The sequence below is a fragment of the Pseudomonas sp. Z18(2022) genome, assembly GCF_036346535.1.
GTDB classification, from domain to species: domain Bacteria; phylum Pseudomonadota; class Gammaproteobacteria; order Pseudomonadales; family Pseudomonadaceae; genus Aquipseudomonas; species Aquipseudomonas yamanorum_A.
Genome location: NZ_JAOTOA010000012.1, coordinates 80,909 through 103,470, shown reverse-complemented (window position 1 = coordinate 103,470; position 22,562 = coordinate 80,909). Strand labels below are relative to the sequence as shown.

General features: G+C 61.1%; 21 protein-coding genes and 1 pseudogene. 10 read left to right on the top strand and 12 right to left on the bottom strand.

Annotated features, from left to right (window positions below):
* The first annotated feature begins 60 nt into the window (after positions 1 to 60).
* The 4 genes from V3W39_RS21980 to groL all read left to right on the top strand — a co-directional run bounded on the left by V3W39_RS21980 (position 61) and on the right by groL (position 3,577).
* Entirely contained in the window at positions 61 to 792 is a 732-nt protein-coding gene (locus V3W39_RS21980) for a HugZ family pyridoxamine 5'-phosphate oxidase (protein WP_177046772.1), read from the top strand.
* A 66-nt stretch (positions 793 to 858) separates the two neighbouring features.
* Positions 859 to 1,335: an FxsA family protein gene (locus tag V3W39_RS21975; RefSeq protein ID WP_177046770.1), complete on the top strand. Its 477-nt coding sequence runs from the start codon at positions 859 to 861 to the stop codon at positions 1,333 to 1,335.
* A 248-nt stretch (positions 1,336 to 1,583) separates the two neighbouring features.
* Positions 1,584 to 1,880: a co-chaperone GroES gene (locus V3W39_RS21970; protein WP_003208599.1), complete on the top strand. Its 297-nt coding sequence runs from the start codon at positions 1,584 to 1,586 to the stop codon at positions 1,878 to 1,880.
* Positions 1,881 to 1,930: 50 nt separating this feature from the next.
* Entirely contained in the window at positions 1,931 to 3,577 is a 1,647-nt protein-coding gene (gene groL / locus V3W39_RS21965) for a chaperonin GroEL (RefSeq protein ID WP_177115596.1), read from the top strand.
* 70 nt (positions 3,578 to 3,647) lie between these two features.
* Here the strand turns inward: groL and V3W39_RS21960 are convergent, their stop codons facing one another.
* The 5 genes from V3W39_RS21960 to V3W39_RS21940 form a co-directional block, all read right to left on the bottom strand.
* Positions 3,648 to 5,075 carry a glycosyl hydrolase family 8 gene (locus tag V3W39_RS21960; RefSeq protein WP_330213337.1) on the bottom strand — a complete coding sequence of 476 codons (1,428 nt, stop codon included), beginning with the start codon at positions 5,073 to 5,075 and terminating at the stop codon, positions 3,648 to 3,650.
* Positions 5,076 to 5,192: 117 nt separating this feature from the next.
* On the bottom strand, positions 5,193 to 6,488 hold the full coding sequence (locus V3W39_RS21955; protein WP_177046764.1) for a sensor histidine kinase: 1,296 nt from the start codon (positions 6,486 to 6,488) through the stop codon (positions 5,193 to 5,195).
* The gene (locus tag V3W39_RS21950; protein WP_177046762.1) at positions 6,478 to 7,176 is read right to left on the bottom strand and encodes a response regulator transcription factor; all 699 of its coding nucleotides are present in this window, start codon (positions 7,174 to 7,176) and stop codon (positions 6,478 to 6,480) included. Before V3W39_RS21950 ends, V3W39_RS21955 begins: the two co-directional genes overlap by 11 nt.
* Positions 7,177 to 7,250: 74 nt before the next feature.
* Positions 7,251 to 7,982: a phosphatase PAP2 family protein gene (locus tag V3W39_RS21945; protein WP_330213336.1), complete on the bottom strand. Its 732-nt coding sequence runs from the start codon at positions 7,980 to 7,982 to the stop codon at positions 7,251 to 7,253.
* 54 nt (positions 7,983 to 8,036) lie between these two features.
* Positions 8,037 to 9,986 (bottom strand): LTA synthase family protein, encoded by a 1,950-nt coding sequence (locus V3W39_RS21940; RefSeq protein WP_330213335.1) that lies wholly within the window; start codon positions 9,984 to 9,986, stop codon positions 8,037 to 8,039.
* A 201-nt stretch (positions 9,987 to 10,187) separates the two neighbouring features.
* On the opposite strand from V3W39_RS21940, the gene colR reads away from it, so the two are divergent.
* The 5 genes from colR (at position 10,188) to V3W39_RS21915 (ending at position 13,961) form a co-directional block, all read left to right on the top strand.
* On the top strand, positions 10,188 to 10,871 hold the full coding sequence (gene colR, locus V3W39_RS21935; RefSeq protein ID WP_003208587.1) for a two-component system response regulator ColR: 684 nt from the start codon (positions 10,188 to 10,190) through the stop codon (positions 10,869 to 10,871).
* Positions 10,861 to 12,141 (top strand): sensor histidine kinase, encoded by a 1,281-nt coding sequence (locus tag V3W39_RS21930; protein WP_177046756.1) that lies wholly within the window; start codon positions 10,861 to 10,863, stop codon positions 12,139 to 12,141. The genes colR and V3W39_RS21930 overlap by 11 nt, the downstream gene beginning before the upstream one ends.
* A 188-nt stretch (positions 12,142 to 12,329) precedes the next feature.
* Entirely contained in the window at positions 12,330 to 13,010 is a 681-nt protein-coding gene (locus V3W39_RS21925; RefSeq protein ID WP_177115600.1) for a class I SAM-dependent methyltransferase, read from the top strand.
* Between the two features lie 4 nt (positions 13,011 to 13,014).
* Positions 13,015 to 13,731, top strand: a complete 717-nt coding sequence (locus tag V3W39_RS21920; protein WP_177046752.1) for a lipopolysaccharide kinase InaA family protein — start codon at positions 13,015 to 13,017, stop codon at positions 13,729 to 13,731.
* Entirely contained in the window at positions 13,731 to 13,961 is a 231-nt protein-coding gene (locus V3W39_RS21915; RefSeq protein ID WP_177046750.1) for a hypothetical protein, read from the top strand. The genes V3W39_RS21920 and V3W39_RS21915 overlap by 1 nt, the downstream gene beginning before the upstream one ends.
* A gap of 618 nt (positions 13,962 to 14,579) precedes the next feature.
* Here V3W39_RS21915 and V3W39_RS21910 read toward each other — a convergent pair.
* Genes V3W39_RS21910 through V3W39_RS21900 form a run of 3 tightly spaced genes read right to left on the bottom strand, consistent with a single transcriptional unit; the run spans position 14,580 to position 18,203 of the window.
* Positions 14,580 to 15,677: a DUF1513 domain-containing protein gene (locus V3W39_RS21910; RefSeq protein WP_330213362.1), complete on the bottom strand. Its 1,098-nt coding sequence runs from the start codon at positions 15,675 to 15,677 to the stop codon at positions 14,580 to 14,582.
* 2 nt (positions 15,678 to 15,679) lie between these two features.
* A complete protein-coding gene (locus V3W39_RS21905; protein WP_177045932.1) occupies positions 15,680 to 16,744 on the bottom strand; it encodes an imelysin family protein in 1,065 nt (354 codons plus the stop codon).
* Positions 16,745 to 16,775: 31 nt separating this feature from the next.
* Complete coding sequence (locus V3W39_RS21900; RefSeq protein ID WP_330213334.1) at positions 16,776 to 18,203, bottom strand: di-heme oxidoreductase family protein; 1,428 nt, start codon at positions 18,201 to 18,203, stop codon at positions 16,776 to 16,778.
* Positions 18,204 to 18,342: 139 nt separating this feature from the next.
* On the opposite strand from V3W39_RS21900, the gene V3W39_RS21895 reads away from it, so the two are divergent.
* Positions 18,343 to 18,906, top strand: coding sequence for an NAD(P)H nitroreductase (locus V3W39_RS21895; RefSeq protein WP_177078797.1), 564 nt, complete (start codon positions 18,343 to 18,345; stop codon positions 18,904 to 18,906).
* A 122-nt stretch (positions 18,907 to 19,028) separates the two neighbouring features.
* On the opposite strand, the gene V3W39_RS33845 is transcribed toward V3W39_RS21895, so the two are convergent.
* From V3W39_RS33845 to V3W39_RS21880, 4 genes and pseudogenes are all read right to left on the bottom strand, one after another.
* Positions 19,029 to 19,784 carry a methyl-accepting chemotaxis protein gene (locus tag V3W39_RS33845; RefSeq protein WP_371132077.1) on the bottom strand — a complete coding sequence of 252 codons (756 nt, stop codon included), beginning with the start codon at positions 19,782 to 19,784 and terminating at the stop codon, positions 19,029 to 19,031.
* A gap of 102 nt (positions 19,785 to 19,886) precedes the next feature.
* Positions 19,887 to 21,026: pseudogene (locus V3W39_RS33840) on the bottom strand (PDC sensor domain-containing protein); the annotation flags it as partial.
* 263 nt (positions 21,027 to 21,289) lie between these two features.
* Positions 21,290 to 21,691 carry a YbaN family protein gene (locus tag V3W39_RS21885; protein WP_177115603.1) on the bottom strand — a complete coding sequence of 134 codons (402 nt, stop codon included), beginning with the start codon at positions 21,689 to 21,691 and terminating at the stop codon, positions 21,290 to 21,292.
* Between the two features lie 165 nt (positions 21,692 to 21,856).
* Complete coding sequence (locus tag V3W39_RS21880) at positions 21,857 to 22,465, bottom strand: biliverdin-producing heme oxygenase (protein ID WP_177045940.1); 609 nt, start codon at positions 22,463 to 22,465, stop codon at positions 21,857 to 21,859.
* Positions 22,466 to 22,562: the final 97 nt, after the last annotated feature.

Genomic DNA, 22,562 nt, shown 5'->3' with positions numbered 1-22,562 from the left:
GCAGAATGAAGCGACTATCCAGGTTTATTTTTTGACGATATTTATCAAAGGAGTCATAAGTTGAGCGCGCACGTTGCCAAGAATGCCCGAGAACTACTGCTCAAGGAATACCGTGGGGCACTCGCCACCCTGTCCAAGGCCATGCCCGGTTTCCCGTTTGGCTCAGTGGTGCCGTACTGCCTGGATGCCGAGGGCCGGCCGCTGATCCTGATCAGCCGCATCGCCCAGCACACCCACAACCTGCAGAAAGACCCCAAGTGTTCGCTGTTGGTGGGTGAGCGTGAGGCGGACGACGTGCAGGCGGTAGGGCGCCTGACCTACCTGGCCGAAGCCGAGAAACTCGAAGACAGTGCCGAGATTGACGCCGCCGCCGAGCGTTACTACCGCTATTTCCCGGATTCGGCCAACTACCACAAGGCCCATGATTTTGACTTCTGGGTGCTCAAGCCGGTACGCCACCGTTATATCGGTGGGTTTGGCGCGATCCACTGGGTCGACCAGTTGACCCTGGCCAACCCGTTCGCCGGCAAGGCCGAGCTGAGCATGATCGAACACATGAACAGCGACCACACCAAGGCCATCGCCCATTACGTCGAACTGGCAGGCCTGCCGACCACCGATCCCGCGCAATTGGCGGGCATCGACAGCGAGGGCATGCACCTGCGCATTGGCCAGGCGCTCTATTGGCTGCCCTTTGCCGAGCCTTGCAACACGCCGACACAAGTACGCGAGGCCTTGGTTTTCCTGGCTCACGCTGAGGTCTGGCCGAAAAAAGCAGGCGCTGAAGCTTGAATTCACGAAACGGCGACGTCATCTAAGGTGAAGTAGCAAGGCATTCTTGCGTTGAGGAACCATTTGATGCGCCCTTTTTTGTTGCTCTTTTTGTTGTTTCCGGTGCTGGAGCTGTTCGTATTCGTACAAGTCAGTAGCGCAATCGGGTTTTTCCCGGCACTGCTGCTGATCATTCTCGGCTCGATGCTCGGCGTGCTGGTGCTGCGCGTCGCCGGCCTGGCCACGGCGCTGCGTGCCCGTGAAAGCCTGAATCGCGGCGAACTGCCGGCCCAGACGATGCTTGAAGGCCTGATGATGGCCTTGGCCGGTGGCCTGTTGATCCTCCCGGGCTTTATCAGCGATGTGGTGGGCCTGGTCATGTTGTTGCCCTTCACCCGCAAGTTGCTGGCGGGCAAGATGCGCCAGCGTGCCGAAGAGGCGGCGATCCGCCAGCGCGCCTTTGCCGACGACCTGCAACCCCGTGGTGGCCCGGCTCCGCGCCAGCCCCTGGGGCGTGAAGGTGACGTGATCGAAGGCGAGTTCGAACACCGCGACCCCAAGTAATCCCTTCAGCGGTACGGCACCTGCGGGTGCCGTGCGGCGTTTGAAGACTCCCCCGGCACAAAAATTTTCATCTCTGCACCCTTGTAATAACCTTATGCGCCCTTATGTAACGGTCACCGCAAGGTTTCTGGTGGCGACACCAGACAGACTTCCGCGTTTCGCGCCGCGAACCGCGACCGGCACCGCCGGAATTTAACCTGCCGGAATTGACACCGGCTGATGAAAAACACAATTAGGAGAGATCGACAATGAGCAAGCTTCGTCCTCTGCATGACCGCGTCGTCATCCGTCGCAGTGAAGAAGAAAAGAAAACCGCTGGCGGTATCGTGCTGCCAGGTTCGGCTGCTGAAAAAGCCAACCACGGTGTGATTCTCGCTGCTGGCCCAGGCAAGACCCTGGAAAACGGTGAAGTACGTGCGCTGGCTGTGAAAGTGGGTGACAAGGTTGTTTTCGGCCCTTACTCCGGCAGCAACACTGTGAAAATCGACGGCGAAGACCTGCTGGTAATGGCTGAGAACGAGATTCTCGCTGTTCTGGAAGGCTGATTTCCCCGCTCATCTTCCCGTTACTACAAAGTATTTAAGGAATATCGATCATGGCTGCTAAAGAAGTTAAATTCGGCGATTCCGCCCGTAAGAAAATGCTCGCCGGTGTCAACGTCCTGGCTGACGCAGTAAAAGCGACCCTGGGCCCTAAAGGCCGTAACGTGATCATCGAGAAGAGCTTCGGCGCTCCGACCATCACCAAGGACGGCGTTTCCGTCGCCAAAGAAATCGAACTGGAAGACCGTTTCGAAAACATGGGCGCGCAGCTGGTCAAAGACGTTGCCTCCCGTGCCAACGATGACGCAGGCGACGGCACCACCACCGCTACCGTTCTGGCCCAGGCCATCGTCAACGAGGGCTACAAGGCTGTCGCTGCCGGCATGAACCCGATGGACCTCAAGCGCGGCATCGACAAGGCGACCATCGCCGTTGTTGCTGAGCTGAAAAACCTGTCCAAGCCATGCGCCGACACCAAGGCCATCGCTCAGGTAGGCACCATCTCCGCCAACTCCGACAGCTCCATCGGCGACATCATTGCCGAAGCCATGGAAAAAGTCGGTAAAGAAGGCGTGATCACCGTTGAAGAAGGCACTGGCCTGGAAAACGAACTGTCGGTTGTTGAAGGCATGCAGTTCGACCGTGGCTACCTGTCCCCGTACTTCGTCAACAAGCCAGAAACCATGGTTGCCGAGCTGGACAGCCCGCTGATCCTGCTGGTTGACAAGAAAATCTCGAACATCCGCGAAATGCTGCCAGTGCTGGAAGCCGTTGCCAAAGCCGGCCGCCCACTGCTGATCGTTTCCGAAGACGTTGAAGGCGAAGCCCTGGCGACTCTGGTTGTGAACAACATGCGTGGCATCGTTAAAGTCGCAGCCGTCAAGGCTCCAGGCTTCGGCGACCGTCGCAAGGCCATGCTGCAGGACATCGCCGTACTGACCGGCGGTACCGTTATCTCCGAAGAGATCGGCCTGAGCCTGGAAAGCGCCACCCTGGAAAACCTGGGCAGTGCCAAGCGCGTGACCATCTCCAAGGAAAACACCATCATCGTTGACGGTGCTGGCGTTGAAGGCGACATCCAGGCTCGCATCACCCAGATCCGTGCCCAGGTTGCCGAAACTTCCTCGGACTACGACCGTGAAAAACTGCAAGAGCGCCTGGCCAAGCTGTCTGGCGGCGTTGCAGTGATCAAGGTTGGCGCTGGTTCCGAAGTTGAAATGAAAGAGAAGAAAGCCCGCGTTGAAGACGCCCTGCACGCAACCCGCGCAGCCGTTGAAGAAGGCGTGGTACCTGGCGGTGGCGTTGCGCTGATCCGTGCTCTGGAAGCCCTGACCAACCTGACCGGCGACAACGCCGACCAGAACGTCGGTATCGCTGTACTGCGTCGTGCTGTTGAAGCACCGCTGCGTCAGATCGCTGCCAACTCCGGCGACGAGCCAAGCGTTGTGGTCAACGAAGTCAAGAACGGCAAAGGTAACTACGGTTACAACGCTGCGACTGGCGTCTACGGCGACATGATCGAAATGGGCATCCTGGACCCAACCAAGGTGACTCGTTCGGCTCTGCAGGCAGCAGCCTCCATCGGTGGCCTGATCCTGACCACCGAAGCAGCCATTGCTGACAAGCCCAAGGCTGAAGGCGCTGGCGGCGGCGGTATGCCAGACATGGGTGGTATGGGCGGCATGGGCGGCATGATGTAAGCCAGCCTTACCCCGCTACTGAAAAACCCCGCCTGCAGCGATGCAGGCGGGGTTTTTTTATGTGCGTACCTCAGCTGAAGCCGCGGCGCCCCAGGAGTTTCTTGAAACTGAACCCGCGGGCCAGCATCAGCTGCGGGGCGGGCGGCAAAGATGCCACGGGTCCCGGTGCAGCAATGCCGGATGACGGATCGACAGGCACGTGCGCGGTTTTTTTGATGGGCGCCGGTTGGGGCCGCTCCCAATGGCCGGACATGATCACCATGCCCAGCAGTTTCAGGGTATTGCCGTAGTAGTCCTGATCCCTGATGGACCGGCGTTGCAGGTTGTCCCAAATATTATTGAGCCACGGCTGATTGTCGGGGCTGATCATCGCGCTGACCCCCAATGCCGCCACAAAGGCCGGCTCATTCTGGTCTTCCTCGATGGCGCTGCCGTCGATGCGGTAGCCGCTGTTGAACGCGCCCGGCTCATCGTGGGTGGTGGAGCGTGCCCAGCGGTTGAAGGCGGTCAAGGTGTACAGGGCACGAGGGTCACCGTACATCAGGTAATCCAGGCCGATGCGCCACGGGTAGCGGGCGGCATTCCATGAGTAGCCACCGTCGTATTGACCTTCCACCAGCTCGGGGCGCGCCGGGGTGAGCGAGGTGTCCAGGTGGCTGATAAAGTCCGGCACCAAGCCACTGTTGGCGCTGTAGCGTTGGGTGAAGGCGCTGATGATCGAATAGTTCTTGTCGCGAACCGCCTGCCAGCGTTTATCCCCGGTCATGGCGAAGAAGCTGTAGAGGTGCGACTGCATGAAGTCCGAGCTGCGGGTGGTGTACTCAAGCTCAGGGTCGCCGTCGGTGCCGGCCCAGTCGCCGAGCATCAAATGATGCGTCCTGGGGTGCACCTCGTGTTTCATGATCGCGGCCATGACGGTGTTGGCCTCGTTGCGATAATCGACGGTGCCCTGGCTGCCCCATTTCTGGTCGGCCAGCAGCAAGGCGTAGGCGATGTCCAGGTCGCCGTCGGTGGCGCTGACGTCACCGCGGAACGGGTCGGTGGAATCGCCGCATCCTTCGATCTGGTTCCAGGCCATCAAGCCCGGATCGGAGGCCGCCGGGTGATCCTGGAAGTAGCGCACCATGCCGTCGAAGATTTTTTGGGCGTCGTCATCGTAGTCGGCCATCATCACCGTGAGCAGCATGCCGTAGCCATGGGCCTCGGACACCGTGATGGTGCCGGGCGCGGTGCCGCCGCCCACCGGTTTGTGGTCGGCGTTGACCTTGACGAAATACCGGCCGCTGCCGCATTCCCCCGACAGATACACCGCCTTCCAGTCCTTGTAGAACTTGACCAGTTGCTGATCCATGATCGCCTGGGGCTGGCGATTGGGCAGGATCGAGCCGGGGTAATAGGGCGCGTGAACACTCTGGGCTGCAATGCTGCCCGACCAGGAACCAGCGGCCATGCACAGTGATAACACCAGCGTAGACAGATGCCGTTTAGGGTGACGCATGAAGTGACTCTCCAACCTGATCCAAAGGGCATGGACTCAGGATGGCGCGGGCGATCCTGAATCAGGTCGCGAGGTTAGCGGCAGCGCGCAGGTTCCACTGTCACAGGCTGTAACAGCCTAACCCGGGCGCAGCGCCAGGGTCAGGGTCAGGCGCGCGCCGCCCAATGGGCTGCGGGTGATCGACAGCTCCCCGTGGTGCCAATGGCAGGCTCGCTTGGCCAGCGCCAGGCCGAGGCCAAACCCGCTGGGCTCGTCACCGCCCATGGCCAGGCGAACGAAGGGTTCGAAGATCTTTTCGCGGTTTTCCGGCAACACACCGGGGCCGTCATCGTCCACATGCAGCACCAGGTGTTGGCCCTGGCACGAGGCACTGACGTTCACTTGTTCGCGGGCGTACGTGATGGCGTTGCTCAGCAGGTTGCGCACGATCAGGTGCAGCAGGGCGCGATCACCGATCAGCTCCAGGTCGGCGGGGTTGGTGTCCAGGGTGAGCAAGCGATGGTGCCCGTCCAGCAGGGCAAACTCCTGTTGCAGCCAGTCACGGATATTGATCGGCTCATGCTGCAGGTCGCTGGGTGCATCGGCCAGCCGCGCAAAAGCGAGACTGGCGCGAACCAGCGACTCCAGCTCCTCGATGTCGGTTTGCAGCCGCTCTTGCAGGCGGATGCGGGTGTCAGGGTCGGCACTTTTACTCAGCAGCGCCAGGGCAAATCGCATCCGGGCCAGGGGCGTGCGCAGTTCGTGGGACACCGCCTGGGAAACCTCGCGGTGGCGTTCGCCCATCGACGTGATGTCCTGGGCATGCTGTCGCAATGTCAGCAGCAGCGGGGCCCACTCCTGGCTCATCGCCGGCAGCAGCGTGTTGGGTGTGCGGGCGAGTGCCGCAACGCTGGCGTTGAGGGTGTTGAGGTCGTGGGTGTATTTGCGTCGGGCGCGCAAGGTAAGCCAGAGCAACAGCATGACCGGCAGGCCGGCGACACAGGCGGTCAGCCAATACACCGGGTATTGCATCAGGTCCTTCACTTCGGCGGTGCCCCACAGGGGGCCGAATTGAATCACCGTGTCGTCGTCCAGCGGGAAGTAGGTGATGTCTTCATCACTGTTCTGCGCCGGTTGATGGTGGTCGAGCATGACGAGGGCTTCCGGCGGCAGCTCAATATCATCCTTTTTCACCAGGCTCACCGGGTACTGAAAGCGCGCTTGCAGCGCCTCGATCTGCGCCTCGCGCTGTTCGGCGGGCAACGCCTTGAGTTGCTCGGCCACCAGATAACCCGGGCCGGCCATCAGGCGCAGGAAACTGTAGTCGCCGATAAACACCGCAGCATTCGTGCACAGCCACAACAGGTAAAGGGTGAGGGCCGCCCAACTGGTACCGGCTGCGATGGCCATCCATGGGCGTACTTTAGACAGCATGCTGGCTCCCCGTCGGGATCTCGACGAACAGGTATCCCTGGGCGGTGATGGTCTGGATGGTCACGGGGCACTCAAGGCTCATCAGTTTTTTGCGCAAGCGCGATACCCGCATGTCAATCGAACGATTCAGGCCGTCGTACTCCAGGCCGCGCAGGCGCTGGAGCAGTTTTTCCCGGGTGAGCAATACGCCGCAGTGACGGGCGAAGATGGCGAGCAGCTCGAATTCGGCCACCGAAAACTGCAAGGGCGCCTCGCCAAGCCACGCGAAGTGGTTGTTCAGGTCCAGCCGAAAAGTGCCCCACTGATAGTAACTGCGGTGTGCCTGAGGATGGCGGCGCAGCAGCGAGCGGATTCGCGCCAACAACAATAAAGGATCGATCGGCTTGACTACATAGTCGTCGGCGCCGGCGGCAAACCCCACCAACTGTTCGGCGTTCTCGTCCAGGGCGGTCATCATCAGGATCAGCCCGGGATAGTGGTCGCGAATCTGGCGGCACAGGGTAAAACCGTCGATGCCCGGCAGCATTACATCGAGGATCAGCAGTGCCGGCTGTTCATCGCGGATACGCTGGGCGGCGCGGTCGCCACGGTGTTCCACCGCGACAGTAAATCCCTCGGCGCGCAGGAACTCGGCCGTGAGTGCCGCCAGGGGCAGGTCGTCTTCGATCAGCAGCAGGGTATCGGACATGGCTCAGCGGGATCGTTGCCAGAAAAGTGCGCAGAGTGTTGCGCCCTTGCCCCCGGCGAGGCAAGGGCTGTTCATCACGCGGTTGCGGCCTGCATTGGGGAGGTTTTGACTGGCCGGTACAGCAAGAAGTAATACGCCCCCAAACAGATCAGCCAGCTGAAAATCGCCGTCCACACGTTATGGGAAAGAAAGTGCGCGCCTTGCATCGTGCGGCTCACCGAAAGCACCGTGCCCAGCCCCAGGGCAAACATAAATGCCCAGCGCGCCATCCTCGGCCGGCGATCCCGCAGGGCAAAAAACAACGCAAACAAGGCAAAGCCGGTGGCCGCATGCCCGCCCGGCCAGCAGCGCCCGGGTTTGTCGGTGGGCGGTCGGGGGCTCAGCAGTTCGCTGTAGGTCTCCTGGCCGCCAAACTCCTTGACGCTCCACGGGCATTGCACTGCGGTCACGGTCTTCAACGGCGATACAAACGAGGTGGCCAGTGCCAGCGACAGCACCAGGCAGCCCAGTTCCCGGCGATAGGGTTTGAGCCGCTCCACCACAAATGCCCCGGCAAACCCGGCGATGGCCAATACCGAAAACACGATCACCATCTGCTTGGCGCGATCGTGAAGGATGTCCTCCAGAAAAAAACTGTGCCGGCCCACAAAGCCGCCTTCACCAGCGTTGTAAAACAACTTGGCCACGTCCATGTCCAGCGATGTCAGCTCCAGCAACAGCATGAGCACCGCCAACACGGCAGGCACGCCGAGGCCCAGCGAGAAGTTGAGGGGTTTGGAAACGGGACGAGCAGCGACTGCTTGCATGGCGAACTCAAACTCTAAAAAAAGCCCCGGACAGGCCTGGCCGGGGCGTTTTGGTTAGCGTGCACTCACCTGGGGGACTTCGTCCTTGGGCGTCTTCCAGCTCAGCAACTGTTGTTTGTAGTCGTAGCTGGCGCCCTGGTAGTAGGTAATGGCGCGCTGGATCAACGGGTCATCACTGCCAACCTGGGACTCGTGGCTGTCGCCCAGTGCCTGGTCATGGCGACGCAGGCCTTGGCGCGGGCTGAGGATTGCCAGGTCATTACCGTCGAACAACCCCAGGTACTGGTAATTGCCCACCACTACCCGTGGCGGCAGCGGGTTGTCCTGCAGCAGGTTGCGGCCAAAAAACGTCGACTCGTAGCTCAGGTTCAGCAAGCCCAGCAGCGTCGGCGCCAGGTCGATCTGGCTGGCCAGCTTCGCGTTCTCGCCGGCGTCGATCAACTTGGGGGCGTAGATGAACAGCGGAATCTGGTAATTGACCATCGGCAAGTCTTCCTTGCCCGCGCTGCCTGCGGTGTGGTCGGCGACGAAGATAAATATGGTGTTGTCGAACCACGGCTTCTGGCGCGCCGCGTCCAGGAACTGGCCGATGGCGTAGTCGGTGTACTTCACCGCGCCGTCGCGACCGTCGCCGGATTTGATATCAATGCGGCCCGCCGGGTAGGTATAGGGGCGGTGGTTGGAGGTGGTCATCAGTTGCAGCAGGAAGGGTTGCTGCTTGGCGTAGTCTTCGTCCGCCAGCTTCAGCGTCTGTTTATAGAGGTCTTCGTCAGCCATGCCCCAGGCGTTTTTGAAGCTGATTTCTGACTCGGGCACGCTGCTCTGGTCAACCACGCGGTAACCGTTGCCGCTGAAAAACGCGTTCATGTTGTCGAAGTAGCCACGGCCACCGTAGACAAACACGCTGTCATAGCCAACGGCGTTGAGCTGTTGGCCCAGGCTGCCGAAGCCGCTTTCACGGCCGATGCGCTTGACGATGGAGCGTCCCGGCGTCGGTGGAATGGCCAGGGTGATGGCTTCCAGGCCGCGGTCGGTGCGGGTGCCGGTGGCGTAGAAGTTATTGAAGTACAGGCTTTGCTTGCGCAGCGCGTCGAGGTTGGGCGTGAGGTTATTCGCGTCGCCGTTGCTGCCCATGTACTTGGCACTGAAGCTTTCGATGGTCACCAGCACGATATTGGGTTTGCGCAGCGTGCCCGGGTTGGTAATGGCGCGACGGATATCCAGCGGGTCAGTGCCGATAAACCGTGCATTGGGCTCGCTGAGTTCGGCGCGCAACTGCTTGGCGACCACATCGGCCGGCAGGCTCTTGTAGAACTGGTTGTAGTCCAGTTCGTTATTACGGAAGGCCGCGAAGAACTGATACGGGCCGTTGCTCGCCAGTTCGTTGTTGTAGGCGTTACCACCCTGGCTGCGCGGGCGGTCCTGGTTGATCAGTTGCAGGCTCAGGCCTGCTACCAGCAACAAGCCCAGGGCGCTGAGCAGGCGTTTGCGCATGGCAGGCAATGGTGCATTCATCGCGGCGTTGAACGCTTTGCGCAAAGCCAGGCTGAGGACGATGGCCATCACGGCCAGCAGGCTCAGCAGCTTGCCGATCGGATACGACTCCAGCAGGTTGTTCAGCACCTCTTTGGAGTAAACCAGGTAATCCACGGCAATGAAGTTGAAGCGCACGCCGAACTCGTCCCAGAACAACCACTCCGCCACGCTGGTGAAGAGCATGGCGAACAGGCTGACGGTGAGGACTGCCTGCAGGAACCAGCGATGGCCACGGCGGCGCCACAACGCTGGTGGGCACAGCAACAGGTACAGGCCCAGGGGCAGGGCGGCATAGGCGAGGAAGCCCAGGTCATAGAGCAGGCCCACACCGAATACCGGCAGCAGGTTGCCGCTGACTTCGTCCAGGTGGGATACCAGCAGCAGGATGCGGGTCAGTAGAAATACCACCAGCCAGGCACCGGTCACCAACAGCAAATAGCGCATTGGCGCCGTTTTTGGAAAGCCCATGGCAATGTTCCTTATTTTCGATGGGCGCGATCTTCGCGCTGACACTGTAGTCAGGTTGTGAACCTATAGTGAAAAACTCGTTAACACCCGCAATCGGTTGAAAACAGTAATCGGCGCGGCCTTCAGGCCTAGCCGTGAGCCATACTTGGCCTTAAGCTGCGCGAGCCAACACGGCCGTTACCGCGTACGGAGACACTGCCCATGCGAATTTTATTGGTTGAAGACAACCGCGATATTCTGGCCAACCTGGCCGATTACCTGGGGCTGAAGGGCTACACCGTAGACTGTGCGCAGGACGGTTTGTCGGGCCTGCACCTGGCTGCCACCGAACATTACGACCTGATCGTGCTCGACATCATGCTGCCTGGCATTGATGGCTACACCCTGTGCAAACGCCTGCGCGAAGATGCCCGCCGCGACACGCCGGTGATCATGCTCACCGCCCGCGACCAACTGGACGACCGGCTGCAGGGCTTCAAGTCCGGCGCCGATGACTACCTGCTCAAGCCGTTTGCGCTGTCGGAATTGGCCGCACGCATCGAAGCGGTGCTGCGCCGTGCCCAGGGCGGCGGTCGCCGTGCGTTGCAGGTCGGTGACCTGAATTACGACCTCGACACTCTGGAGGTTACCCGCGAAGGGCGCCTGCTCAAGCTCAACCCGGTCGGCCTGAAGCTGCTGGCGGTGCTGATGCAAAAAAGCCCTCACGTGTTGCGCCGCGAAATTCTCGAAGAAGCGCTGTGGGGCGATGACTGCCCGGACAGCGACAGCTTGCGCAGCCATGTTCATCAACTGCGTCAGGTGATTGATAAACCCTTCGCCAAACCGTTGCTGCAAACGGTGCACGGTGTGGGTTATCGCCTGGCCGAGGGTCGTGATGGAGTTTAAGCAAAGCCTTGCCCAGCGGATCATCATTGCCTTCGCCTTGATGAGCGCGTTGGTGGCGGGGGCCTTCGCCATGGGCATCGTCGCCACGGTGCACCTAGTGGAAGAAAAGCTCATTTCGGCAGGCCTGGGCGGTGACTTGCAACGCCTGCTGCTGATGGACAGCGTCGAGGACTGGAGCCACCGTCCCGAGCCCGACCAGTTGTTCTACTTCAGCGGCGGCCCCGGCGATTTCGAGCTGCCCAAAGACTTGCGCCACCTGGACGCCGGTTTTCACGAGGTGTTCCGCGAGCAGCTTTCCTACCACGCGATGGTCGAAATCGTCGACGGTCGCCGCTATGTCCTGCTGCAAGATCAGAGCGATTTCGAAGAGCGCGAGCGCGTTCTGTTTGCCGTGGTGCTGGTGGGGTTTGTGCTCAGCCTCGCGCTGGCGGTGTTCCTCGGCTGGGTGCTGGCGCGCAAGGTCATGGCGCCGGTGGTGCGCCTGGCCCGCCAGGTACGCCATCGCGACCAGTTACTCGGCCTGGCGCCGCCCCTGGCCCCGGATTATGCGGCGGATGAGGTGGGCGAGTTGGCCGTGGCCTTCGACGCGACCCTGGGCCGTTTGCGCCAGGCGTTGTCCCGGGAGCAGCTGTTTACCAGTGATGTCAGCCACGAGTTGCGTACTCCGCTGATGGTGCTCGCCAGTTCCTGCGAATTGTTGCTGGAGAATCCGGCCATTGATCAGCGCGGCCGCAAACAGGTTGAACGCATTGCGCGGGCCTGTGAAGAAATGCGCGAACTGGTGCAGACCTTCCTGATGCTGGCCCGTGCCCAGCGCGAGGAGGCGGGCATGTCGCCCCAGGCCAACCTGGCGCAGGTGGCCGACGATCTGCTGGGAATCTGGCGTGAGCCCATCGAGCACAAGGGTCTTGAGTTGGTCTATCAGCCCGGCGCACCGTTGGATACCCGCTACAACGCGACCTTCCTGCACGCGGTGATGGGCAACCTGCTGCGTAATGCACTGCATTACACCGAACGTGGCTTTATCCGTCTCACCCTGGAGCCGAGTGGCTTCGTGGTGGAAGACTCCGGCGTGGGGATTCCCGAGGACAAGCGCGAAGCGATGTTCGAGCCATTTGTGCGCGGCAGTGAAAAGCGCGGCGAAGGCCTGGGCCTGGGGTTGTCCCTGGTCCAGCGCATCTGCGAAAACCAGGGCTGGAGCGTCAGCCTCAGTACCATGGAGCCCAATGGCTGCCGCTTTCATGTCGAGTTGAGCCCGGTCAAACCCTGATACCTGTCCTGCCGCTATCCTGCGGCAGAGTCCCCATTTTTCGCCGAGGATGGCAACATGCCACGACTTGTATCTGCAAAGTTTTGTAATGTATAGGATTCGACAGGACAAGTTTTTCACAACGTGTTGACCTGTTGATCACAGGATTCTGCTTAGGGTTGTAGGCATCAGTAACTGGGGACCCGTTGATGCCTACTCCGACTAAGCTCGAATTTTCCGAAAAGTACGACGATCAACACGCGCAGAAATATTTGCTCAAGCATCAGGACAATCTGGCTCGCCGGTTGTCCCACAAACGCGACGAGCAATTGGCGCGGGGTGCGCTGGCCATGGCCGGTGAGCCTGGCCTGGTGCTGGACTTACCGTGTGGGGCGGGGCGTTTCTGGCCGCTGCTGGCAGAAAAGCCCAACCGTGTGATCATCGGCGCCGACAATTCAGCGTCGATGTTGAAGATCGCCACTGTCGCCCAACCGGCGGATGTGGTGAAACGGGTACGGCCCTTGCAGACGTCTGCCTTTGATATTGATTTGCCAGACAACGCAGTCGACAGCATTTTCTGCATGCGCTTGATGCACCACATCGGTGACCCCGCGCACAGGCTGGCAATACTGCGTGAGTTTCAACGTGTTACCCGCGACAGCGTGATTATCTCGTTGTGGGTGGATGGCAACTTCAAGGCCTGGAAACGCAAGCGTGCCGAAGTGCGCCGTCGCAAAAAGGGTGAGCAGGAAGGTTACCAAAATCGATTCGTGTTACCGGCTGCTACTGTTGAAGCAGAGTTTGAACAAGCCGGTTTCCGTATTCAGGAATCACTGGACTTCATACCGCTCTACGCCATGTGGCGAGTGTATGTATTGCGCAAGAGGTAACAGGATGGCTGTCGAGTGTTTAGCAGGTAGTGAAGTAGCTCCCGAGGAGCGATTTGATTATTTCTGGCGCCAGCAGGGCGAGTGGGTCGAGGAACCCAATCGTCGTCGTGGCGGTGAAAGTGGTGTGCAACGGGTGATGGGCACCAATGGTCGTTTGCTCTACAGCAAGCGCCAGACCGGCCATATCTACCGCAGTTGGCTCCATCCTTTTGGACGCCCCACTGTGTTGCGTGAGCGCGATGCCCTCAAGGGCCTGCGTTTGCTGGATGTACGCGTGCCGGAACTGGTGTTCTGCGAAGCCCGCCGCGACCCGGAGCACCAATGGAAGGCGTTGCTGGTGACGGCGTCGCTGGACGGTTTCGACGAGATCGAAAACTGGTACGCCGCGGGTGGTCGTGAGCAGTACGGTGAGTTGGTGCACGAGCGCCTGCTCAAGGAATTGGCCGGTACCCTGGCGCGGATGCACAAGGGCCGTTGGCAGCATGGTTGCCTGTATATCAAGCATATTTTTGTGCGGGTGACGGGCGAGGGCGATGCGGCCAAGGTGGAAGTGGCGTTGCTGGATTTCGAGAAGTGCCGCCAGCGGTTGACCGCGTTGCGGGCGGCTCGGCATGACATGCTGCAATTGCGTCGCCATTCGTCGTGGAATTCTACGGACTGGAAAAAACTCAGCTACTTTTACGAGACGGCGTTTGGCAGCGCTATCAAAGGTTTAACGTAATGAAGCTAGAAATTGCACGAGGTTTGTTTCTGTTGGGGGCGTTGGGCATAGCGGCCCTGGCCCTGGCTGCTTGGGAGCAGCCCCGGACACAAGTCCTCAGTGCGGTGCAGGGTGCCGGGCAGCAATGCCCGATGCCGCGGATCGCCAAGGTCGGTGTTACGGCCAAGCCTGATCATGAGTTGTTGTTGTTCATGTTTGGGATGTCCCAAGGGATGAGGCCACAAAGTTGAAGAGATTGAAGCCCAAATAAAAGGCCTCGCTGGTTCGAGGCCTTTTATTTGAGCTTGGTTTTTGGGGTGGTTGGTTTATTGAGTACATATCCGTTATTTAGGTAACGGCTACTTATGGTTTCGCTCTTACAGCGAGTCACTTTTTTACAAACGCCTAAAAAAGTAACCAAAAAACGCTTTGCCCCACCACTCGGTGCCTCGCTTAGGCTCGGCATGCCCGCACTCCGGCCATCGTGGTTAACGGGGCCCGTAGATCAAGATCAAAAGCACGCAGCCTCGCTGGCGCTCGACAGCTGCTACGGGGTGGCTTTGCTTTTCTGTAGGAGCTGGCTTGCCGGCGATGCAGGCGACTCGGTGCATCAGGTACACCCCGTGGATGCCATCGCCGGCAAGCCAGCTCCTACAGGGGATCGTGTTCGCTTTAGCTTTTGATTTCGCCTTTGCTTCACCACACTCTGCCTGCGTGCGGGCACACCGAGCCTAGGCGAGGTGCCGAGTGGTGGGGCAAGAGCGTTTTGCTTACTTTTGACTGGGCCGGCATTCCGGCTGTTCAAAAGTGAGCCGCTGTAAGAGCGGAACCCTAGGCGGCCGTTACCTAAATAACGGATATGCCCCCGATCAAACCAGATGCAGATGGTTATCCCAAAGCCCCGCCGGCAACTCCAGCGGCTTACCCACCAACGGCACCTGCCGACAATCATAAAACCGGCAACGCCCCTGACCCGAAGTCACCACAAACCCGTCCGCCACCGCACCCACCCCGGCACAATCCGGCAAGGGCCCGTCCAGCAGCAACTCCGCGCTGTCCATGTTCCAGATAAAGAACCGATTCCCCCGGGGCGCCGTCAGCGCCACCAGCCGCAACTCACTGTGCACCGCCACACTGGCCGTGTAATGCCCCATGGCCTGCAACTGCTCATCCGCCACCGGAAACGCCACAAACGCCTGCCCCGGCCGCTTGATCGCCAGCAACTCCGACCGCTCATGAGAAGGCCCCATGAACTGCTGCCCCGCGAGGATCGTCCCGTCGCTGGCAATCCCCATGTGCCGCACACTGTTCATCTGCTGGCCCAAGGTCTCCTTGCTCAGCAGCGTCCCGTCACGCTTCATCAGGACCAGACTCGGTTCCATGGCATTCAGGTTCATCTCCACCCGGCTCTCAGCCTCGGTGCGAATCCCGCCGTTAGCCACCACCAGCGTCTCACCGTCAGGCATCCACGACACCTGATGCGGCCCGATCCCATGGGTAGAAATCTCCCCGGTGTGCACCAACCGCTCACCCTCAAACCGATACACACCCAGCAAACCGCGGCCCGGATCGGACGTGTCGTTCTCCGTGGCATACAGCCACTCGCCGTCCTTGTGCACCACCGCATGCCCATAGAAGTGGCGATTGGATTTGGAGGTAATGGTTTGCAGCAGCGCCCCATCACGCAAGTCGATCAGATAACTCTCGGTGCCCGGCCGACGGGCGACAAACAGTGCAATCGGCAGCGCCGGGTGGTTGATGATGTCATGGCAGCGCTGGCCAACCTGGGTGGCAAACACTTGCTTGCCGTCCAGGTGGAAGCCGACGGCGTAGTGTTTGCCATCACTGTCATCCCGCGCCGAGAGCAGCAGCGGGCTTTTGCCCTTCTGCTTGAACAGCGTCCAGCCACCCAGGGTGATTGCACTGAGCAGCACGCTACCGATCGCCAAAGCCTGTCGCCTGAGCATCATCAGTCACCGTCGTTGGCGTTAAAGCCCAGTTGGATGCCCAGCGCCTTGGCCAGCTCGCCTTCGTGCAGGCGGTGGACCACGTTGAGGCTGTCGTAGATATCGTTGAGTTGCTGGCGCCCGCCATCGTCGGCCAGCAGTTCATTCAACGTACGCTGGTTGCTGGCGAACAGTTTCAGGGACGCGGCATACGCGGCGTCGATCTTGTCAGCCAACGGCTTTTGATCGGCAGGCAACAGGCCGCGCAGGCCTTTGTTGTCGACGCCGACCCACACGGTCTGGGCGGCAGCCAGGCTGGCCTCCAGGCTTTGCAGGGACGACTGGCTGCGCCATGCATCGGCCTGGAACGGCTGCGGGATGCCCTTGGTCTGGCGGCCCATCGGGGTGCCGAGTTTTTTCTTCAGGGTGTCCAGCGCGGTCACTTGAACCCGCAGCAAATCAGCGATGGCTTCGTGGGAATCGGCGTAGCGCTGGTTAGGAAACTTGGTCATCTGCGCCAGCATGCCGTCGGTGCTGTTCCAGCTCGACAGGATCTCTTCGGCGAGCAGTTTCTGGCGTTCGCCGATGGCCACCAGCAGCGGGCAGTAGCGGGCTTTTTGCGTCTCGTCCGCCAGGTCGGTCTTGGCGTCGTAGAGGATGTATTCGTAGGCCGACAGGCCTTGCACCACGACGCTGGATTTGGCCAGTGCGGCGGCATCGATTTGCGGTTGGGCGGTCACCAGTTGTTCGACCTGACGGCCCACCAGGTTTTTCTTGTCCGGCCAGAACTGCACCTGCCACGAGCGGTTGCCCTCGGCCAACGGGCCGATCAGCAGTGGTTGCAACTCGGCCCAGGCTTTTTGCGCGTGCAGGAAGTCGGCGCGGGCGGTCTCCAGGCTTTCCTTGCCCTGGCAGTAGGCCAGGGCGCTGACGGCCAGTTGGCGGTCGGCTTCAACCCAGCGGCTGTAGGTCGGCAGGATCACTTGCTTGGCGATGGCCGCCGAGGTCACCGCCTGCGGGTCCTGGGGCGAGCACGCACCCAGGGCGAGGGCGGCCAGGCTGGTGAACAACAACTTGGGACGGAACATGTCGAGCTCCCTTCTGTAATTAGGACAAAGCTTATAAAGAATTCAGAAATGCCAGCAACGCGGCGCGCTGCTCGGCATTGAACGACAACACATGCTGCTGCGCCGCCTGGGCTTCACCGCCGTGCCACAGCACGGCCTCCATCAGGTTGCGGGCGCGGCCATCATGCAAAAACTGGGTGTGGCCACTCACGGCTTGCGTCAGGCCAATGCCCCACAACGGCGGCGTGCGCCAGTCGCGGCCACCGGCCTTGAATTCGCTGCGGTTGTCGGCCAGGCCGTCGCCCATGTCGTGCAGCAGCAAGTCGCTGTAGGGGCGAATCACCTGGTTGGCCAATTCAGGTTCGGCAGCCGTTGGCGCCGTGGTGAATTGCGGGGTGTGGCAGCCCTGGCAACCGGCCTGGTAGAACAGGTTTTTCCCGGCCAGCACCTGTGGCGCGTTGACGTCGCGGCGGGCGGGCACGGCCAGGTTGCGGGTGTAGAACAGCACCAGGCGCAGGATGTTGTCGCTGACCTCGGGCTCGCCGTCCGGGCCATTGCCGTTGGGCGCCTGTTTGCAGGCCACTTGTGCATCGGTGCAATCATCGAACGGTCTCAGGGACGTGGTGAGGCCCATATCACCAGAGAACGCGTGAACATTTTGTTGATTGAGGTTCGGTTGCCCGGCTTTCCAGCCAAATCGGCTGAGGACGGTCTTGTGTTGCGCGTCGTCCCAGACCCGGTTCGCACGCCCGACGATGGCTTCCTTGTCGGCGGTTTTCGGGTCGGTGTTGCGCAGAATGTCGGCGTCGGCAATCGCTTCCAGCAAGCCCAGGCCGATCATCGGCGGGGCCACCCGTGCGGAGAAGCGCGTGTCGGGGTGCATCGGGCCGTAGCCGAGCTGGGTGATCTGCAGCGCCGGCTTGCGCAACCCCACCACGGTGCCGTCCTTGAAGCTGACATTGACCGGTGTGTAGTCGACCCGCACCTTGCCTTCCGGCGCAACGCCGGGCACGGCCATGTCCTGCAATTGCCCACCGTAGACGGGCTCGGGGACGACACCCAGTTGTTCGATGACCTTGGCATAGGGCGGCGCATCGGGAATCGACAGGCGCACCAGCATCGACACCGCGTTGGGCGCATCGGGCAACGGCGGATGACCACGGCCATCCTTGATATGGCAGTTCTGGCAGGCGTTGGTATTGAACAGCGGCCCCAACCCGTCGCGGGCGGTGGTGGTGGACGGGGCAATCACCCAGGGGCTGCGGAAGAAACTGTTGCCTACGCTGAAGTCCAGGCGCCGGGTGGGCGACAGGTTGGCCGAGGGCAGGGAGAAGGCGTTCTGATCGGTCTTCCTCACCGTTGTCGCACCGCCCGCGCGCGCTTCGCCCGGCTCCGCCTTGGTAAAGCGGGGCGCGTCATCGCAGGCACTCAGGCTCAGGGCCATCAACAGTGCAGACAGGCGAAGGGGCGAACGGGGCATCAGTCTTCCTGAACCTGGGCTGAAAATAAGGCCGCAAAGTCTAACAGGGCAGGGCGGATTGAATAAGAGCAATTATCGTTTGGTGGTATCCGATTCATTCCCGCTAGAATGACCGCACATTTTTCTCTGGAGGTGGCCAATGCAGGCTCTCGACGCTTTGCTCAACCGTGTTTCCGTGCCGCGACTGCTGGAACCGGCACCGACCCAGGAGCAGCGCGACCTGTTGTTCGCCGCTGCCATGCGCGCCCCGGACCATGGTCAATTGCGGCCCTGGCGCTTCCTGACGGTGGAAGGTGCGGCACGTGAGCGCATGGGCACGCTGCTGGCTGAAGCCGCTCGCCTGCAAGACGCCGACGCGCCCCAGGCGTTTATCGACAAGGCGCAAAATGGCCCGCTGCGTGCGCCGTTGGTTGTTGTCGTAATCGCTCGTCTGCAAGAACACTTCAAGGTGCCGAAGTCCGAGCAACTGCTGGCGGCGGCCTGTGCGGCCCATGGGATTCTGCTGGCGGCGTACGCCCAGGGGATCGGTGCGGTGTGGCGCACCGGTGAGTTGTCGTATTCGGCCCACGTCGCCAAAGGGTTGGGTCTGACAGCGGATGAGGAAGTGATTGGCTTCCTCTACCTGGGCACCCCACAAAATCCGCCGCGTACGGCCCCGAAAGAAGACCTGGCGCCGTTTGTGGCCGCCTGGACGGGTCAATAAGCAGCACAAATCTGCTTTGTGTGGGAGCCGGGCTTGCCCGCGATGCAGGCGCCTCGGTGTGTCAGTTACACCGAGGTGATGCTATCGCAGGCAAGCCAGCTCCCACATTGGGGCCTCACGGTTTAAACCCGAAACTGATCCATCAGCTTCATCTGCTGGCTGGCCAGCGCATTGAGTTGGCTGCTGATGGCCGCTGACTCGGTGGCCTGGCCGGTCAGGGTTTCGGTTACGGTGCGGATCGCCGAGACGTTGCGGTTGACCTCCTCGGCCACCGCACTCTGTTGCTCGGCGGCGCTGGCGATCTGCAGGTTCATGTCGCTGATCACCGTCACCGCATCGCTGATCTTGCCCAGGGCCTGCACCGCCTGGTGAATCTGCCCGGCATTGTTCTGCGCCTGGCTCTGGCTCGAATGCATGGTCGCCACCACCCCGCGGGTGCCGGTCTGGATGCGTTCGATCACCAGGCGAATCTCCTCGACCGAATCCTGGGTACGTTTGGCCAGGTTGCGCACCTCATCGGCCACCACCGCAAAACCGCGCCCGCTTTCCCCGGCCCGCGCCGCTTCAATCGCGGCGTTCAGGGCCAGCAGGTTGGTCTGTTCGGCAATGCTGCGGATCACTTCCAGTACCGAGCCGATCTGCTCGCTGTTCACCGCCAGGGCTTCGACCTCGGTCACGGCCTTGCTGACTTCTTCGGCCAGGGTGGTGATGTCGCGGGTGCTGCGTTCAATAATCTGCATGCCTTCCCGGGCTGACTGGTCGGCACCCCGGGCCGCGCTGGCGGCGTTGGAGGCGCTGTTGGCCACATCGTGGGCGGTGGCGCTCATTTCGTTCGAGGCCGTGGCCACCTGGTCGATCTCACGGAACTGCACCTGCATGCCTTCACTGGTCTGACGCGCGATTTCCGAAGACTGGTCGGCGGTGCCACGGGCCTCGGTGATGCTTTGCTTGATCTGCGCGATGGTCGGCTGCAGCTTGTCCAGGAAGCGGTTGAACCAGTTCACCAGTTCGCCCAGCTCGTCTTTTTTGGCGTAGGCCAGGCGCTGGGTGAGATCGCCATCGCCGCTGGCGATTTCCTTGAGCATGGCGGCCACGCTGTTGATCGGCCGGGTCACGCCGGTGGCCGTCAGCCAGATCAGCAGCAGGCCCAGCAAGCCGGCGGCTGCGCCCACCAGCAGCGCCTTGACGGTGCCACTGGCCTGGGCCTTGTCGAGTACGGCCTGGAGTTTGTGGGCGTCAGCCAGCAACACTTCCTTGGGCAGTTTGATGACGATGCCCCAGGACTTGGCGTCGGCAATCGGCTTGACCGGGTACACCGCGCGGATCGTGCCGTCTTCCTCGCGAATCTTGCGGGTATCGCTGGCCAACAGTTGCACAATCTCCTTGCCTTCGGCGCCGAGGGTGTCGATCAGGTTCTTGCCGACTTTGGCGGGTTCGCCGCTGTAGCCGGCGATCAGGCCCGTACTGGAGAGAATCTCCAGATGCCCGGCACCGTTGAACAGCTCTTTTTGCGCTGCATCGGTCGCGGCTTGCAGGGTGTTGAGGGCTAGGTCGACACCCACCACGCCGATCACTTTGCCGTCGACCAGCAGGGGCAGGGAAATGGTGGTCATCAACACCGGTTTACCGGCCACGGTGTCTTCATACGGGTCCAGCAGGCAGGTGTTGCGGGTATCCCGCGGGCAGGTGTACCAGATGTTGTAGGGCGTGCCGCTGAGGTTGAGGCTGGTCTTGGTCAGGTCGTCCTCGACCATCACCGTGTTCAGGCCCTCACCACCGGCGCGGCTCCAGTAGCTGGAAAAGCGGCCTTTTTCGTTTGAAGCACGGGCGGCATCGTTGAGAAATTCGCTGTCCTTGCCGTCCAGAGCATTTGGCTCGAACGACAGCCAGATGCCGAGCACCTTGCTGTTGCGGTCGAAGGCGGTTTTCAGGCTGTGGTTGAGTTCTTCACGCAAGGCCCCGGCGTCCAGCGAGCGCTTGCCCGCCAGGCTGCGCAGGTCCTTGATCTGGTCGGCGAGGGCGGTGACCACCAACAGGCTTTCGCCGAAGGTCTTTTGCAGTTGCACCGCCTGTTCGGCGGCCTTGGCCTGCAACAGGTTCTGCACGCTGTCGGTGAGCATTCGCGAGCTTGAATCGCTGATCAGTTCATCGTTCTGGTTGGTCTGGTAGAGGTTCATGCCGACCACCAGGGCGATCACCCCCAGCAGGCAAAGACCGGACAGCAGCACGATTTTCAAGCGAATGGAGAGGGTGTCGAACATAGGTGTACCCGCGAATGGACTTATTGGTCTGCAAGCTCACGCGAGTCCATTCGGCGCTATGCCCGGAACATCGGCTTGGGCCGGCGGTTCATGAGGGGAAGTCGATGAGCGGTAGGACGTTGTCAGGCGGGGTGTGGGAGGCGTTCCGGACGTGACCAGATCCACAGGTTGCCCAGGCTCATCCCGGCGATGGCCAGGTAGATCGGCCAGCCGTGTTCGAGCATCACCAGCATCAGGCCGGCGCAGAGCAACATGCTCACTGTGGCACTGACCTTGGCGCGGCGGGCGATGATTTTGCCGTTGCGCCAATTGAACAGGATCGGCCCGAACAGCCGGTGGTTTTCCAGCCAGGCACTCAGGCGCGGGGAGCTTTTGGTGGCGGCCCAGGCGGCCAGCAGGATGAATTCGGTGGTGGGCAAGCCCGGTACCACAATCGCAACCAGGCCGATGCCCAGGCTGACGTAGGCCAGGAGGCCGAACAGGACGCGGGCGATTTTGGACGAGGATTGGGTTTTGCCGGTCATGGGTGCAGTTTGCATGGATGGACTTACGAAGGATTCAAAGTGAAACCGGATCAAATGTGGGAGCTGGCTTGCCTGCGATAGCATCAACTCGGTCTTTCAGATACACCGAGGTGACTGCATCCCAGGCAAGCCAGCTCCCACATCAATTGGGTTTCTACAGAAAAATCAGGCCAGTTCAGGGGCGCTAGCGTACGCCTGTTCCAGCAACACGGTGAAGCGCACGAACGCATCCACCGCGCCTTTTTCCGCTTCGGCTTCTTCTTCGGCAGTGAGTTCCAGCGCGTCGAGGGTGCGAGTGAAGCTTTTCCAGCCTTCCGCACGACCGCCGGCCGGCTCGCCCAGGTGACGGGCACCGAAGGTTTCGCTCAAGCCCAGGCCTACGGCACGCTTGATCAGGAACGCAGCGCCCAGCTTGGAGCCTTCAGACACGAACAGCCAGCCCAGGGCTTCGGCCTTGCTCGGGTTTTTCACAGCGCCGGCCACCGGGGCCGGGACTTCGGTGTCCAGGTCGCCCAGGTCCAGCCTGGCAGCCTCGGCGCGGCAGCGTTCGGCCAGGTCGGGGACGAGCTTGATCAGCTCGGGGTCGTTGTACAGCGCCACCAGTTCCGACTGGAACAGGTACTGCGCGACCACGAAGCGGGCGAAGTTGGCCTGGGTTTCAAACGGTGCATGGGCCTTCACCAAGGCGTCGAGCTTGGTATGCGGCTCGTTGGTGATCTGGTTCAGGCGTTGGGAGCGCAGGCTTGGGCGTTCAGCAGTAGGAGAAGCAGTCATGAAGATGTCCTTGAGAAGAGGAAGCGTCTGGTTGCCAGGCTGTTATGAACTAGACGAACCAGAAGACGCGTCACAGTAAAAAATCCTCACCCCGGCG

Coding starts and splice junctions, on each gene's coding strand:
- V3W39_RS21880 (WP_177045940.1), bottom strand. CDS start 22,465: ATGACTGCTTCTCCTACTGCTGAACGCCCAAGCCTGCGCTCCCAACGC.
- V3W39_RS21915 (WP_177046750.1), top strand. CDS start 13,731: ATGAAGCTAGAAATTGCACGAGGTTTGTTTCTGTTGGGGGCGTTGGGC.
- V3W39_RS21900 (WP_330213334.1), bottom strand. CDS start 18,203: ATGCCCCGTTCGCCCCTTCGCCTGTCTGCACTGTTGATGGCCCTGAGC.
- colR (WP_003208587.1), top strand. CDS start 10,188: ATGCGAATTTTATTGGTTGAAGACAACCGCGATATTCTGGCCAACCTG.
- V3W39_RS21930 (WP_177046756.1), top strand. CDS start 10,861: ATGGAGTTTAAGCAAAGCCTTGCCCAGCGGATCATCATTGCCTTCGCC.
- V3W39_RS21960 (WP_330213337.1), bottom strand. CDS start 5,075: ATGCGTCACCCTAAACGGCATCTGTCTACGCTGGTGTTATCACTGTGC.
- V3W39_RS33845 (WP_371132077.1), bottom strand. CDS start 19,784: ATGCAGGTGCAGTTCCGTGAGATCGACCAGGTGGCCACGGCCTCGAAC.
- V3W39_RS21895 (WP_177078797.1), top strand. CDS start 18,343: ATGCAGGCTCTCGACGCTTTGCTCAACCGTGTTTCCGTGCCGCGACTG.
- V3W39_RS21910 (WP_330213362.1), bottom strand. CDS start 15,677: ATGCTCAGGCGACAGGCTTTGGCGATCGGTAGCGTGCTGCTCAGTGCA.
- V3W39_RS21970 (WP_003208599.1), top strand. CDS start 1,584: ATGAGCAAGCTTCGTCCTCTGCATGACCGCGTCGTCATCCGTCGCAGT.
- V3W39_RS21975 (WP_177046770.1), top strand. CDS start 859: ATGCGCCCTTTTTTGTTGCTCTTTTTGTTGTTTCCGGTGCTGGAGCTG.
- V3W39_RS21920 (WP_177046752.1), top strand. CDS start 13,015: ATGGCTGTCGAGTGTTTAGCAGGTAGTGAAGTAGCTCCCGAGGAGCGA.
- V3W39_RS21925 (WP_177115600.1), top strand. CDS start 12,330: ATGCCTACTCCGACTAAGCTCGAATTTTCCGAAAAGTACGACGATCAA.
- groL (WP_177115596.1), top strand. CDS start 1,931: ATGGCTGCTAAAGAAGTTAAATTCGGCGATTCCGCCCGTAAGAAAATG.
- V3W39_RS21955 (WP_177046764.1), bottom strand. CDS start 6,488: ATGCTGTCTAAAGTACGCCCATGGATGGCCATCGCAGCCGGTACCAGT.
- V3W39_RS21950 (WP_177046762.1), bottom strand. CDS start 7,176: ATGTCCGATACCCTGCTGCTGATCGAAGACGACCTGCCCCTGGCGGCA.
- V3W39_RS21940 (WP_330213335.1), bottom strand. CDS start 9,986: ATGGGCTTTCCAAAAACGGCGCCAATGCGCTATTTGCTGTTGGTGACC.
- V3W39_RS21885 (WP_177115603.1), bottom strand. CDS start 21,691: ATGACCGGCAAAACCCAATCCTCGTCCAAAATCGCCCGCGTCCTGTTC.
- V3W39_RS21945 (WP_330213336.1), bottom strand. CDS start 7,982: ATGCAAGCAGTCGCTGCTCGTCCCGTTTCCAAACCCCTCAACTTCTCG.
- V3W39_RS21905 (WP_177045932.1), bottom strand. CDS start 16,744: ATGTTCCGTCCCAAGTTGTTGTTCACCAGCCTGGCCGCCCTCGCCCTG.